The sequence below is a fragment of the Collinsella sp. BM28 genome, from assembly GCF_054551995.1.
Map to the genome: position 1 here is coordinate 597554 of NZ_JBTOLJ010000001.1, position 12622 is coordinate 610175.

At 59.0% G+C, this 12622-nt stretch carries 15 protein-coding genes; 12 read left to right on the forward strand and 3 right to left on the reverse strand.

Features of this window, described 5'->3' with window-relative positions:
* The first annotated feature begins 9 nt into the window (after positions 1-9).
* On the forward strand, positions 10-495 hold the full coding sequence (locus tag ACX9NZ_RS02545) for a mannosyltransferase YkcB-related protein (RefSeq protein ID WP_302742233.1): 486 nt from the start codon (positions 10-12) through the stop codon (positions 493-495).
* Positions 496-517: 22 nt separating this feature from the next.
* Complete coding sequence (locus tag ACX9NZ_RS02550; protein WP_294123539.1) at positions 518-1747, forward strand: CPBP family intramembrane glutamic endopeptidase; 1230 nt, start codon at positions 518-520, stop codon at positions 1745-1747.
* Here the strand turns inward: ACX9NZ_RS02550 and ACX9NZ_RS02555 are convergent.
* Together ACX9NZ_RS02555 and ACX9NZ_RS02560 are read right to left on the reverse strand one after the other, a co-directional pair.
* Positions 1742-3037, reverse strand: a complete 1296-nt coding sequence (locus ACX9NZ_RS02555) for a type II toxin-antitoxin system HipA family toxin (RefSeq protein ID WP_294123541.1) — start codon at positions 3035-3037, stop codon at positions 1742-1744. The genes ACX9NZ_RS02550 and ACX9NZ_RS02555 overlap by 6 nt on opposite strands.
* A gap of 3 nt (positions 3038-3040) precedes the next feature.
* Entirely contained in the window at positions 3041-3487 is a 447-nt protein-coding gene (locus tag ACX9NZ_RS02560; RefSeq protein WP_199588911.1) for a helix-turn-helix domain-containing protein, read from the reverse strand.
* 236 nt (positions 3488-3723) lie between these two features.
* Between ACX9NZ_RS02560 and ACX9NZ_RS02565 the strand changes: the two genes are divergently transcribed.
* From ACX9NZ_RS02565 to ACX9NZ_RS02610, 10 genes are all read left to right on the forward strand, one after another.
* On the forward strand, positions 3724-4962 hold the full coding sequence (locus tag ACX9NZ_RS02565; protein ID WP_233546200.1) for a radical SAM/SPASM domain-containing protein: 1239 nt from the start codon (positions 3724-3726) through the stop codon (positions 4960-4962).
* Between the two features lie 105 nt (positions 4963-5067).
* Positions 5068-5553 carry a hypothetical protein gene (locus ACX9NZ_RS02570; protein WP_118653965.1) on the forward strand — a complete coding sequence of 162 codons (486 nt, stop codon included), beginning with the start codon at positions 5068-5070 and terminating at the stop codon, positions 5551-5553.
* Between the two features lie 36 nt (positions 5554-5589).
* Positions 5590-5835 carry a helix-turn-helix domain-containing protein gene (locus tag ACX9NZ_RS02575; RefSeq protein WP_118653964.1) on the forward strand — a complete coding sequence of 82 codons (246 nt, stop codon included), beginning with the start codon at positions 5590-5592 and terminating at the stop codon, positions 5833-5835.
* A 263-nt stretch (positions 5836-6098) separates the two neighbouring features.
* Positions 6099-6491, forward strand: a complete 393-nt coding sequence (locus ACX9NZ_RS02580; protein WP_147352850.1) for a hypothetical protein — start codon at positions 6099-6101, stop codon at positions 6489-6491.
* Positions 6492-6638: 147 nt separating this feature from the next.
* A complete protein-coding gene (locus ACX9NZ_RS02585; protein WP_459389429.1) occupies positions 6639-7445 on the forward strand; it encodes a hypothetical protein in 807 nt (268 codons plus the stop codon).
* Positions 7442-8164: a hypothetical protein gene (locus ACX9NZ_RS02590; protein WP_118653962.1), complete on the forward strand. Its 723-nt coding sequence runs from the start codon at positions 7442-7444 to the stop codon at positions 8162-8164. The genes ACX9NZ_RS02585 and ACX9NZ_RS02590 overlap by 4 nt, the downstream gene beginning before the upstream one ends.
* Before the next feature lie 36 nt (positions 8165-8200).
* Positions 8201-8869, forward strand: a complete 669-nt coding sequence (locus tag ACX9NZ_RS02595) for an ATP-binding cassette domain-containing protein (protein ID WP_158574838.1) — start codon at positions 8201-8203, stop codon at positions 8867-8869.
* Positions 8870-8918: 49 nt separating this feature from the next.
* A complete protein-coding gene (locus ACX9NZ_RS02600) occupies positions 8919-9572 on the forward strand; it encodes a hypothetical protein (protein ID WP_118653960.1) in 654 nt (217 codons plus the stop codon).
* 283 nt (positions 9573-9855) lie between these two features.
* A complete protein-coding gene (locus ACX9NZ_RS02605; RefSeq protein ID WP_407495787.1) occupies positions 9856-10128 on the forward strand; it encodes a hypothetical protein in 273 nt (90 codons plus the stop codon).
* A gap of 50 nt (positions 10129-10178) precedes the next feature.
* Positions 10179-10343, forward strand: a complete 165-nt coding sequence (locus ACX9NZ_RS02610) for a hypothetical protein (RefSeq protein WP_294159743.1) — start codon at positions 10179-10181, stop codon at positions 10341-10343.
* Between the two features lie 85 nt (positions 10344-10428).
* On the opposite strand, the gene ACX9NZ_RS02615 is transcribed toward ACX9NZ_RS02610, so the two are convergent.
* The gene (locus ACX9NZ_RS02615) at positions 10429-12561 is read right to left on the reverse strand and encodes a YgiQ family radical SAM protein (RefSeq protein WP_407495790.1); all 2133 of its coding nucleotides are present in this window, start codon (positions 12559-12561) and stop codon (positions 10429-10431) included.
* Positions 12562-12622 lie beyond the last annotated feature (61 nt).

The following is a 12622-nucleotide window of genomic DNA, read 5'->3' on the forward strand; positions in this document are numbered from 1 at the left end:
CGTCCCGCCATGGCGATACTGTTCGCCGCCGAGGTGCGCCGATGGCTCACTGCGGTTGGCGTGGGTCTTGGTGTGTTGGCGTGCCTAGCCGGTCCGTTTGCGTGGACGGCGGAGACCATCGCCTCGGGACATCACAGCTCATTGCCGACGGCTGGCCCCTCGGGTGAGGGTGAGCCCGGCGGTCAAGGTGGCGCATCCGGCCAGGACGGAGCGGGAGGACTGCATGGTGGCGGCGATGCGAGTGACGAGCTTGTGAACCTGTTGCTTGAGAACGCCTCCGGGTACCGTTGGGCCGCCGCGACGACGGGCTCGCAAAACGCAGCGGGCTATCAGCTCGCGAGCGAGTTGCCCGTGATGGCCATCGGCGGCTTCAACGGCAGCGATCCCGCACCTACGCTCGCGCCGTTCAGCTGCGCGCCAACCGCGCCTAGCGTGCAAGGGGAGAGCGGTCGCAAGCTTCTGAATCGCCCTGTGGTACAGTCATGGGAAACTTGAGCGCACGCGTAAGGAGGGCCTCATGGATTCGTCCCAGAGCAGTTCGGACACCCAGAGTGGCATTGACCCTGCCAAGGGCTGCCTGCCGTCTTGCGACCGTTCGATTGAGGGCGGGCGTCTCGGAGGCCCGACGCCTCCCGCGGGATACGAGCGTGACGTGCGCGTGCGAACGCCGGCGCCATCGTCGGGGGCGCCCGCCGCGCCGGGCACCTCCCGTGCGCTTCATTTCGTCAAGTGGACTCTCGCCATGGTCGGCGTGCTCGCCCTGTATCTCCTGCTGCAAATCGTCGTGTCGCTGATAGGGGGGACGGTCATCGTCTCCATCAGCTTCGCGGTCGACGGCGCGGGCACCGAAGTCGGCGACGCGTTGTTCGACAACGGCATCCAGGTGGTCATGGCGGTATCGCAGCTCATCGCTGCCGCGATCTTCGGGCTCTGGTGGCGGCGCGTCCGGCTCGGCTCGTTCGCCGGGCGCCGCGGGGCGGTCGCTTCCGCAGGCGCCCCCGTCATGAAGACGATCGCCTCCCTGCTGCTCGTCGGCTTCGCCGCCCAGTTTTTCGTGAGCGGCATCCTCGGTTTTGTCGAGCTGTTCTTCCCCGAGACGATGGCGGAGTACGCCGAGCTCATGGAGGATTCCGCCGTCGGGGTGTTCGCGATTATCCAGGTGATCTCGACGGTCATCCTCGCGCCGCTCAACGAGGAGATCGTGTGCCGCGGCGTCATGCTCGAGTACGCGATGCGCGCCGTGAGCCCCGGTTGGGACCCTCGCCACCGCGCTCGTCGCAGGACCGTCTCCGTGCGCGCGTTTTGGGTCGCCAACGTGTTGCAGGCGCTCGCGTTCGGCGTCCTCCACATGAACATCATCCAGGGGAGCTATGCCTTCGCCCTGGGCATCCTACAGGGCTGGGTCTTCTGGCGAACGGGCAAGCTCGGGTACGCCATGCTGCTGCACTTCGCCCTCAACGCCTCGTCCTATCTCGTCGCGCCGTTGGCTCCCATGGTCAACGTGCTGCCCACGCCCATCGTGTTCGCAGTCTTTGGGGGCTTGCTTGCCGGAGGCATCGCCATGTTCGAGCGCGCCTGGCACGTCTCGGACGCCCTGCCTGAGGTCGAGGTGGCCGAGGACGACGAGGAGGACGGGGCGGCGGCGGATGACGATGCGATTCTGGGTGACGTTCTGCCAACCGACGATGCCGCCGCGCGGGTTTCTGCCGTCAGCACCGGCCCTGGTAAAGGAGGCAGCCCACTATAGAAGCGCAAGCGTCTTGGCGCAGTTCTCGCACACGGCGCCGAGCATGCGTTCCCGCAGTTCGGCGGCACCCGGGATGCCGTTTGCTTCGGCTTCGTCAAACACTTCTGCCATGCTCACGGGAATCTCTTGGGCAAGATCGGCCATAATCGCCGTGCAAGAGTCCTCCGTAAACTCGGCTTTTTCGAGCATCGCGGCGAGCGCGGGGTCGTTGCCGCCCATATAGCGGTGGATAGCCCCCGAGCCCACACGACCAAAGCGGTTCTCCCCGCCGACCGCCATGGCAAGTCGTCCCTTGCGGCGCAGGTTCTCGTAGGCCAGCCCGGACGCCACATCGTACATGGGAGCTATGACCCTGTCGTTATCGGGTCCGAGAAGCAGCGAATAGTTCTTGGCGTGGGCATCGGGGGCCCCAATAAGGCAGTTGAAGAACAGGATTTGCGTGAAAACCAAAAGATTGAAGTGAGCGCGATTGGTGCTGCATAGCAGGGCCAGCGCATCGCGTGTGGTCGGACCGCCATCTGAGGTGTACTTCTGGTTTGGCATTATTCCCAAAGCTTGGCAAAAGTCTTCTTGGTGCAGCCGGACGACGTTGCCGTTGGAGCGGCGGGCACGGTCGTAGCGAGTGACGATTAAGGCCGGTTCATCTTCGAAGAGGCGATATTCAACATCGGAAGTTGCGACACCGCAGCGCTTGGAGGTCGCCATGCAAATGTACTCGTTGAGGGCCTGAAACTTAAATCCTATGACGCCGTTTTTGAAAATGTGGGTCGTGCGAGCGGATCCCTGGCACTCGCACCATATGCCGTCATGTAGGCCCAATGCGAACTTGCCCTGATTGCCTCCTAGAGACCAACTTTCTTCGCCTCCCATCCACGAGGAATCGCCATCCTGCCTAATGCTGGCAAGGCGTGCTGCGATTGCCTGGTCGCTCAGCGGGAGGTAAGAGCCTTTGCGTCTGCGTGCCGCGCTGAGGTCCTCTTCCCTGTAAAATTGAACCCCTCCCGGACAGTCGAGACCGATGTGTTCCAAAAGCGCAAGCGGATTATTGGGCCTTACTTCGTATTCGGCTGCAATGGCGCGGCGCTGCTGCTCGCTGTCAGGAAGGAGCCCGAACAGGTAAGGGAGAACGGTTTTTTGGTCATAGCTTCTGTTGCTTATGGGCATGGAGCTCGAGAGGGGTATTCCGGAATAGCCTTCGTCATAACTAAAGCTAATGGCACCATGAGCATTCTGTTCGAGGGTTCCTGCTATGTCGTTGCAGACGATGACCTTGAGAGACCGTGCAGGCATGGCTTACCTCCTTGCAACAAAAGACGTTGCCACATCATCTATACCTTGATGTTTCAAAAAATCGTCAAAGACGGAATCGTAGTCGGCTGGTGATTTCGACGTATCGGTGCGTGGACGGCGTTGTGCGGCCCTGGTTCGATTTCTGGCTTGAATGATTGGGGAGCTGCTAGTGCTGGGATTGATTGCATGATTTTGCTTTTCGCCTGTGGCGATCACGTTGCGCCCGATGTCATCGCCTTGCGCGGCGAGGCCGATGCCGAGCGCGCCGAAGACGGCGAGGAGCTTGTCGAGGCGGATGCCGGTGGCGTCGCCGAGCTCGAGGGATGCCAACAAGCGCTCGGACACGCCCGCCGCCGCAGCGAGCCGGGCGCGCGTAAGACCCTGGCTCTCGCGGGAGCGGCGTACGTAGATTCCGGCTTGGCGCGGCGTGACAATCGGCATCGTGTCCATGGACTCCTCCTCATGCAAAAGTATGCAGATTAGTATATCTGCAAAAGTATGCATACCAAGAATAGTATATCGACAAGGTTTGATTGCATCTGTGCCGTGAATTGCTTCGATAGCCCTCTAGGCAAAGGTTCGGCGGGAAGCAGTTCCATGTTATTTCCGCCTACCGAAGAGCTCTTGCATATAGAACACAACGCTCTATATTAAGAACGAAGTATCCTATGGCATGGAAGGTGATTATGCGACTTGCCTCCCACATCGTTCGCTTTGATATGCGGGGCATTCCCGTAATCGGCAACACGGCTTCCGGCGCCCTTGTGGGCCTCACGCCGGAAGGGGCTGAGCTGTGCGACGCTATGTTGGAGCGTGAAGTCGCCATGGATGAGGTTCCCGCTGGATGCAAGGAGCTCGTGGCTCATCTTGCTGGTCATGGGTTTACGGAAGAGGCTGAAGCGGGTGGGTGCAACCACCTCGCGTCCGCCTATCTCCATGTGTCGAATACCTGCAACCTCTCGTGTGTTGGGTGCTACTCGGCCGACTGCAATCGCAACCGAGCTGTCGACCCGAGTCTTGATGATCTGTGCCACGCGATTGACGTCCTTGCCTGCCTGGGTGTCACGCGCTTGGTGATTTCGGGCGGCGAGCCGTTCTTGCGCGAAGATCTGCCGGAAATCGCGCAGCATGCGCGCGAGCAGGGGATGACGAGCATAACTGTTCTGACCAACGGCACGCATTGCGGTGACGAGATGCTCGCGAAGCTCGTGGGCAACGTCGACGTGGTTTCTGTCTCCTTCGACGGCGCGAGCCCGGATGCCCTTGCGCTCATCAGGGGAGAGCAGCTGTTCGAGGTGCTTGTCGACACCGTTAAACGCATCCAGTCTGCGGGAATCCACGCGCATATGCTGCCCACGCTGCATGCGCGCAACGTTCAGGATGTCCCCGCTTACGTCGAGTTGTCAAAACAATTGGGATGCACGGTTGGCTTTAGCCTGTTGAGCGGCACGCATGCAGACTTGGGCGACCTCATGCCCGACGATTCTTGTCTTGCCGAGCTTGCGGAAATCATGGTCGAGGTGGCGAGCAAGGGCGATGCCGTGTCGATTGACGACGCCTTCAATCCCATGCGGGCACTGTCCGTTCGCACCTGCTGTGGTGCCGGCAAGAACTCGGTGAGCGTTGCTTCGGACGGAACGGTGTATCCCTGCCACATGCTTCATAAACCCGAGTTCGCTCTGGGCAATGCGTTCACCGATGACGCAGCTGCGATTGCGGATAATCTTTCTCAGTTCACCTTGCCTTCGGCGGAGGAAATCGAGGGCTGCTCATCGTGCGAAAACCGATACTTCTGTGGAGGTGGATGCAGGGCTCGGGCATATGATGAGCACGGCTGCATGACCGAGCGCGACCCGTATTGCGCGTACTACCGCAGCGCAATCGAGCGGACGGTCGAGGCGTTCATAAATCATATTCAAGGATAGGAAGGGTAAAATGCTGTTCACTATTGAAGCGCAGGGCGTTACGATGACCGCCTGTAAAGATATTTTCGGTATTCATGTGGGGTATTAAGGATTTGGAAACGTGCAATGAGCCAGTTACCTGTTGGCAAGATGCCGCTTTTGCTTAGACTGATCTGCTTCGTTCTGATCGCAGTCGCGCTCTTCTCCGCCGTCAATATGGTGACGGGTATTGCTGCCTTGTTGGATGCGAAAATGGGCAGTCATCTTTTCGCCTTTGTTCTTAATCAACTTATCACTGTCTCGTTTGTGATTATCCCGCTTTTGGTTTTCGTGAGGTTGGTGCGCGCCGCAATCGTTTCCAAGGAGTTCTTCTCCCGGAAGCAGAGCCAAAGAATGCTGACGATTGCCATCTGCTTTGCACTTCGCGTTGTGCTGGATCTATTCGCTCCTTCCATTGAGGTTCCCGCTTTGCTCGAAGGCGCAGTCGGCCCCATGTCAGTCGGTCCCAGTCTAAACCTCATGACGCTTGCCACATCGATCATGTTCTTCGCACTGGCTGGTGTTTTTGAGTACGGCAGGAAACTGCAGGAGGATTCCGATAACATCCTGTGATATCCATTTAAAAGCGTTCAAAGGGAGGACAGCCGAATGCCCATCGTCATGCGACTCGACCGTGTTATGGCAGATCGGAAGATGTCCTCCCTTGAGCTTGCCGAGAAAGTCGGCATCTCTCCCGTTAACATCTCCCGTATCAAGACCGGTCGCCTCAAAGGTATTCGTTTCTCAACACTTGAGGCGATGTGTGAGGCTCTGCACTGCAAACCAGGCGACATCATCGACTGGATGGATGACGAAGAGTATGTCGAGACGTTTGGCGCGTTGCCCGAGGACTAAGCATATTTTCCATGAGTGGCAATCAGTGCAAAGTCAGAACTAACCGATTGCCGAATGTGGAACAACTGTGGATGTTCCCCATGCTTGACAATGTTATAGGGATTTTCGTCCCGTGCATTTCCCATGTGATAAACCAAGGGGGCTGTCGAGGTTCCTGTCCGTTTGCCGGCGATATACACCCGTCTGCCCGTATAGTATAGACAATATTATATATTAAGAAGATATTAGTAAATATAGGCAGAGAAGGGAGTAAGGAGGTTCCCATGAAGGTATTCAAGAGCCTTAAGGCAAAGGTTGCGCTGCTCGGCGTGTGCGTGGCCTTGGCATGTGGCTTCAGTGGGGCGGCATACGCTTCGTCCCATAATTTCGGCTACACGCTGCCCGGCTTCCAAGAAAATGTTACCGTCCAAGCGGGTACTCGTACCAGTGGATCTGCTTCTGCTAGTGTGAGCGTCAGCAGCGGCGGTACGCGAAAGTGCTGGTTATGGTGTGATGCTCCCAGCGTTGGAACGCGATTGACCGACTCCGTTTTGGTGACGGGTAACAATCAATATACCTTGTCATATTACAACCGCAATTCTGGTAATGTTTATTTGCGTGGTTGCACGGATGGTTGGCAAGATCCCAATTACATCAGTGGTTACGTGAGCTTCTAAGTTCTGTTAACCGATTTGACGAACCGTTTCCTTCTCTGCTTGATCTTCGCGGTCTCCCCCTTCCGTATCATGAGATAGGGGAGACCGCGGCTTTGCGGGAGGTGCAAAATGCCCATGCCGGCTCTGCTTAAGGTGCTATTCCTCCGTATGTTCAGACGGGCTGAATGCAGGATTGCAATTACGGTAACCCTGCTGTGCTGTCTTATCGCTTTTGGCGAAACGTGCTTCAAGTTCTATGGCGCAGACGTGGGTGAATTGCCCTCGGCAGCCTATGCATGGGCGTGGAACATGGACGCAATGCAGGTGAACGCCTCACGTGTGTACCTGTTCTTTGTAATGCCCGTCGCCGCAGCGCTGGTCTTTGCGGATGCCGCCCGACAGGACTTGCGGTCTGGTGCTGCCTGTCTGTTGGCTTCGCGAACATCTGTGACAACCTGCGTACTCGCCTATGGGATAACGAGCTTTATCGGAGCGTTTTTGCTGACGTTTGTGGCACTGGTACTCCTACAGGTGCTTGCGCTCGTTGCCTTTCCTGTGGAGGGGACGTTTGAGGGCTATTTGGGGATGCCTATGTACCTCGATCTCCGAACGCCGGGAGGGCTGTTCGCTGGGATTTGGAATAGTTCGCCCTATGCATACAACATGATTTTTACCTGTGGCGCTGCGTTTTGGGCGGGGGCATCGGCGCTACTGTCGTGCTCGCTGGGAATGTTCATGCGCCGGAATAAGTTGGCGCTGATCGTGCCTGCCGCCATCTCATTGGCGGCGTTCGTGGTGCTTCCGTTAGTGGCTCCGCGCCTTGGCAATCTTCTGCACTTTTATGTGATGTATCCCAAGCTGAACGATCAGGTAATCAGCGTTTTTCGTTTTATTGCGACACCCTGCCTTTGTTTGATTCCGTCGGTGTGCCTCATGGCCGTGGCGTGTAAGCGTGGGAGGGATGTGTTGCTATGATTTCATGGCTGTACGTTCATGTCAAAAGAAATAGAAGTACATGTGGCACCTTGGCGGCAGCTCTCGTATGTCGTCTTTTGCAGATGACGGTGCTTGGCAGGCCTTCCCATGCTGCAGATTCGCTTTTCGATTCGTATCTCTCGATGAACGCTGTCGATTTTGCCACGTTTCTGTTTATTCCGCTGTTTTGCGTCGGCCAGATGCGCTCGCTCAAGTTGTATTCTTCGCCCCAATGCGCTTTGGCTTTGGGGAGCCGCTCGCGTGTGGCGCTGCGCATATGCGCAGATTGCGTGCTGACCGGTCTGCTCATGAGCGTTTTGCTACAGGTGACTTCCCTCATTGTTCTGTTTTGGCGGTTCGGGACGATTCCCATGTGGGAGGCGCTGCGTCCCGTCGACTTGGTTCTCCAAGGCGTTGTGTTGGCCAATGCCGGCATGGTGAGCTTTCTTGCTATGTTGGCATTCCATTCCTCGGCGTTCTCTTGCCTGACGGGCATTTTGTATGGGATGTGGGATTTCATGGCCATGAATGTTGTGGGCGGAGGGCTCCCGCCGATTGGATGGAGCTTGGCAATTGTCCCGGACGGCGCCGGTTGGGCGGCGATCGTTGTCCAAGCTGGAGTGCTTGTGTCGTTATCGCTGGTTTTGGGCGTCTTGCTTTGGCTGGCTGCGGGTAAGGTTGACTATCTTGACTGCGGCAGGGGCTTAAGCAAGGCCTAACGTTTCGTTTGAGCCGAAAGCGTAATGGAGGTTGCTATGGATACTGGTGTGGAAGGGCGCAAGGCGAGCCGCGTCGGGGTCCGTGTTTCCGCAGTGTCGAAGACCATCAAGGGCAACCGTGTGCTCGATGGTGTGAGCGCGTCGTTCCCCCTCGCGCGCGTGAGTGGAATTCGCGGGCACAACGGGTCGGGCAAGACGATGCTTTTGCGGGCGATTGCAGGACTGATTTCCATCGATGAGGGATCGATCGAGGTGTTTGGCGAGAAGCTGGATGCGCGAGGCGATTTTCCGGTGGGGATTGGATTCATGGTCGAACCCCTTGAGCTTTGGGACGAGTTCACAGGGCTTGAGATGCTCACGCTGCTTTCGTCGTTGCGTGGCAGGCCGAGAGAGAATCATCTCAGGTCCGCTCTCACTCGCATGGGGCTCGACCCCGATGATCTGCGACGAATTAAGAGCTTTAGCTTGGGCATGAAGCAACGATTGAACCTTGCTCAGGCGCTCATGGATGCTCCCCGCTTGTTGTTGCTGGATGAGCCCACCAACGCTCTGGACGAGGATGGGCAAGAGGCGATTCGACAAGTTCTGATTGAGGAACGCGACCGAGGGACTACGATTATCGTGGTGTCTCACGATCGTGAGGAGCTCGATCGCATTGCCGATGTCCAGTTCATCATGGGCGATGGACGGATACGGGAGGTGTAGAGCAATGAGACCGAGGTCTGTGTCCCGATGGGTGTTTGCGTGGGGGCTTATGCTGGTCGCGGCACTTGTGATTGGGGTCGTTACGCGCATAAGCTACGGCGACGTGTCCGCCCATCCCGAGACGATGGATGGGCTGCCGTATGAAGTGGCGCCCTATTCACAGGAACGGTTTGAGCAATACGCGAAAGGGATGGGCGATGCTAGCACGGCGCAAGCGTTAAGCAATGCTGAGCTTGTCGCTCGTGTTCAGAAAAAGGCTTCTTCTATCTATCGTTACAAGGCATTTGCCTCGGAAATGCGAGTTATGGAGGTGTTGCGCGGAGACGATTGCCTTCAAGGAGTATCAATTGATGTGTATGAGCCCGTTTCCCTGAGAGATTGGGGTGGAACGAGGTGTCTGGTTGCAGTCGACGCATACCAGTTCGGCTCTACTCCAATGCGCGAAGACGAGGAGTACGTGCTGTTCCTCAACCGCGCTCCTCATAATCGTGTGGTGGGCGATGCATGGACGCTTGTAGTGTCGCCATTCGCCAAGATTGCTGCCGACGGCAATCCTACTTGTATGGTCCATGAGGGGGTCGGGGAAAGCATGGAATTGCGCGAACTAAAGGATGCTGACATGGTTGCAGAGAGTGACAGGGACATGGAGGCATATCTTGTTGGTTGCGAAGATGTTCTTAGGAGTCTGGACGTCGAGCGGTAGGATTCGGGGGCTTTCGCCTTGGTGGGTACGGGAAATCTTACGTGATGGCAAGCGAACCTTGCCAGCAGGTTCGATGGTTTTGCGTTGTCCGTGTTTTATGGGGAGCCGGAATGCGCCTCCAGCGTACATGATGTTTCAGTTGTAGCAAACCACTCAGTGCAGCCCGTGGGCTTTTCTTCGACGCGTCTCTTACGCGTGGGCCGTTTGAATGGAGGGGCAATCATGTTTAATTGGCGGCTTTGGGTATGCAAGCGCAAAGGCGTGTGACTGAAAGGAGAGCACGATGCTCACGTACGGGTCTTTGGGTTTCGGTATTCTTGCGGTGGTGGCCCCTCTGGTCCTGTATCGTGCGAGGCGTGCCGAGGTACCCATCTTTTTGAGTATGGCGTCGCTGGCGTGTGTGGCGGCGGTCATGGAAACGAGTGCGCTCGGGGGCGACGATTCGATGTTTTATGACACGGCCCCGGCGTTCATGTACTGCTCCATCACGTTGCTCGTGCTGGTGCTTGCCATCAACGCATGGCTGTTGTGGCGTGCGTTTCGAAAGCATGCTTGATGTCCGCTTGGCGTTGGCCCAGTAGGTTGCCCTGACGAGAGGAGACTTCGATGACGGGTATCGGTACGGCCGAGCTTTCGGTTTCGCTGGTAGTGATTTTGCTGCAGTGGATCATCCCGATCGCACTGGTATGTGTCGCTGCGTATTTCGGCGCGCGCAAAGGCGCCGAGCGTGCGTTGTGCGACAAGCGCGATAACGGCAAGCCGGGTGCCTGATCGCTCGCCCGTGTGGCTGGAGCCGGATTTCGGGCGTCGCTGCGAGATGGTTCGCGGCGGCACCCGATGCCGTTATGGGTCCGCCTTAGTGCCGGTTTGCGCCTTGGCGCCCTTGGGCGGCGCGGTTGCGGGCGTGGGCGTTGGCTGCCTTGTTGGACGCGCCCCCGAACTTGGGCGCGCTGAAGGGCTTTTCCTTGGCGGCGAGCTTGCCGCCTCCAGTGGGCATCTTGCCGGCTTTGCCCGACTTGTTGCCACCTGTCTTGCCGCGCGTCTTCCCGCCGCTCGCACCCGGCTTGGGCGGCACGGGGCGGATGAGGCACTTGGGCCCGTAGCCGATCAGGTCCTCGCGGTCGGCCTTACGCAAGGCTTCCTTCACCAGCTTGTAGTTCTCCGGCTTGCGGTACTGGATGAGCGCGCGCTGCATGGCCTTCTCGTGCGGGTCGCGCGCCACGTAGACGGGCTTCATGGTCCGCGGGTCCACGCCCGTATAGAACATGCACGTGCTCATGGTGGAGGGCGTGGGATAGAAGTCCTGCACCTGTTCGGGCATGTAGCCCATGTCGCGCACGGCCTCCGCCAGCTCCACGGCCTCCTTCATGGTAGAGCCCGGGTGACTCGAGATGAGGTAGGGCACCACGTACTGCTTGAGGCCGTATGACGCGGAGAGCCTCTCGAAGCGCTCGACGAACGCGTCGTAGACCTCGCGGCGCGGCTTGCCCATCACGCTGAGCACCGCGTCGCTCACGTGCTCGGGCGCCAGGCGCAGCTGGCCGCTCACGTGGTGTCGCAAAAGCTCGACCAGGAACTTGTCGGAAGCATCGGCCATGGTGTAGTCGAAGCGGATGCCGCTGCGCACAAAGACCTTCTTCACGCCGGGGAGCTGCCGTAAGTCGCGCAAGAGCTCGGCGTAGGCGTCCTCATTCGTGTCCATGTTGCGGCACACGCTTGGCCACAGGCAGCGGCGGTTCTTGCATACGCCGTGCGTGAGCTGCTTTTTGCATGCGGGTTTGAAGAAGTTCGCGGTGGGTCCGCCCACGTCGTTGATGTAGCCCTTGAACTCGGGGTCGCGCGTGAGCGCCTCGGCTTCGCGGATGATGCTCTCGCGGCTGCGGACCTGCAGCATGCGGCCCTGATGGAAGGCCAGCGCGCAAAACGAGCACTCGCCGAAGCAGCCGCGATTACTGCTGATGGAGAAACGGATTTCGTCGAAGGCGGGGATGCCACCGGCCGCGTCGTAGTCGGGGTGCCAGTGGCGGGCGTACGGGAGCTCCGACACCTCGTCCATCTCGGCCGTGGTGAGCGGAGCCGCCGGCGGGTTTTGCACCACGTAAACGCCGTTCGGGTAGGGCTCCACCAAGCGCTTTGCGGTGATGGGGTCCATGTTCTGCTGCTGGATGTTGAAGGAGCGCGCGTAGGTAAGGCGGTCTGCCGTTAGGTCGTCCCAGCTGGGGAGCAGCTCGTAGTCGCATACGTTGTCGAGCGCATCTGGCCCGCTCACACGATACGCCGAGCCGTTCACGAAGGTGATCTGATCCACGGGCAGCCCGCCGTCGAGTGCGTCGGCCACCTCGACGATCGAGTGCTCGCCCATGCCGTAGAGCAGGATGTCGGCGCCGGAGTCGAGCAGCACGGAGCGCTTGAGCTTGTCCTGCCAGTAGTCGTAGTGCGCCAGGCGGCGCAGGCTCGCCTCGATGCCGCCGATGATGATGGGCTTGTCCTTGAACGTGCGGCGGATGAGGTTGCCGTAGACCGTGACGGCGCGGTTGGGCCGTGCGCCCGCGACGCCGCCGGGGGTGTAGGCGTCCTCGTGTCGCGGTTTCTTGTTCACGGTGTAGTGGTTGACCATCGAGTCCATGTTGCCGGCCGAGACGAGGAAGCCTAGGCGCGGCTCGCCGAGGGCGGCGATGCTCGCGGGATCGGTCCAATCGGGCTGGCAGATGATACCCACGCGGTACCCGTGCGCCTCGAGGACGCGGGTGATGATGGCCATGCCGAAGCTCGGGTGATCTACGTACGCGTCGCCGCAGACGTAGACGAAATCGCACCGGTCCCAGCCGCGGGCATCCATGTCTGCGCGCGAGATGGGCAGGAACGCCTCGCGCGGCGGGCGCCCCTTGGTGCCCGGACATCGGGCAGGGGTGCGGGAGCTGTCGGCTGCGCTCCTGCCCCGCTTCTTGTTCGATGTGCGAATGGGATTCTTGGCGGGATGCTTGGGCATGATGCTCGCTTCCATCGGTGTCGGTATCGTCCTAGCATACGCCAAGACCGGGCGCGCTCTG

What these genes read in the sequence shown, in the direction of transcription:
- ACX9NZ_RS02545 (WP_302742233.1), top strand. Translation starts at nt 10, where the DNA reads ATGGCGATACTGTTCGCCGCCGAGGTGCGCCGATGGCTCACTGCGGTT.
- ACX9NZ_RS02550 (WP_294123539.1), top strand. Translation starts at nt 518, where the DNA reads ATGGATTCGTCCCAGAGCAGTTCGGACACCCAGAGTGGCATTGACCCT.
- ACX9NZ_RS02555 (WP_294123541.1), bottom strand. Translation starts at nt 3,037, where the DNA reads ATGCCTGCACGGTCTCTCAAGGTCATCGTCTGCAACGACATAGCAGGA.
- ACX9NZ_RS02560 (WP_199588911.1), bottom strand. Translation starts at nt 3,487, where the DNA reads ATGGACACGATGCCGATTGTCACGCCGCGCCAAGCCGGAATCTACGTA.
- ACX9NZ_RS02565 (WP_233546200.1), top strand. Translation starts at nt 3,724, where the DNA reads ATGCGACTTGCCTCCCACATCGTTCGCTTTGATATGCGGGGCATTCCC.
- ACX9NZ_RS02570 (WP_118653965.1), top strand. Translation starts at nt 5,068, where the DNA reads ATGAGCCAGTTACCTGTTGGCAAGATGCCGCTTTTGCTTAGACTGATC.
- ACX9NZ_RS02575 (WP_118653964.1), top strand. Translation starts at nt 5,590, where the DNA reads ATGCCCATCGTCATGCGACTCGACCGTGTTATGGCAGATCGGAAGATG.
- ACX9NZ_RS02580 (WP_147352850.1), top strand. Translation starts at nt 6,099, where the DNA reads ATGAAGGTATTCAAGAGCCTTAAGGCAAAGGTTGCGCTGCTCGGCGTG.
- ACX9NZ_RS02585 (WP_459389429.1), top strand. Translation starts at nt 6,639, where the DNA reads ATGTTCAGACGGGCTGAATGCAGGATTGCAATTACGGTAACCCTGCTG.
- ACX9NZ_RS02590 (WP_118653962.1), top strand. Translation starts at nt 7,442, where the DNA reads ATGATTTCATGGCTGTACGTTCATGTCAAAAGAAATAGAAGTACATGT.
- ACX9NZ_RS02595 (WP_158574838.1), top strand. Translation starts at nt 8,201, where the DNA reads ATGGATACTGGTGTGGAAGGGCGCAAGGCGAGCCGCGTCGGGGTCCGT.
- ACX9NZ_RS02600 (WP_118653960.1), top strand. Translation starts at nt 8,919, where the DNA reads ATGCTGGTCGCGGCACTTGTGATTGGGGTCGTTACGCGCATAAGCTAC.
- ACX9NZ_RS02605 (WP_407495787.1), top strand. Translation starts at nt 9,856, where the DNA reads ATGCTCACGTACGGGTCTTTGGGTTTCGGTATTCTTGCGGTGGTGGCC.
- ACX9NZ_RS02610 (WP_294159743.1), top strand. Translation starts at nt 10,179, where the DNA reads ATGACGGGTATCGGTACGGCCGAGCTTTCGGTTTCGCTGGTAGTGATT.
- ACX9NZ_RS02615 (WP_407495790.1), bottom strand. Translation starts at nt 12,561, where the DNA reads ATGCCCAAGCATCCCGCCAAGAATCCCATTCGCACATCGAACAAGAAG.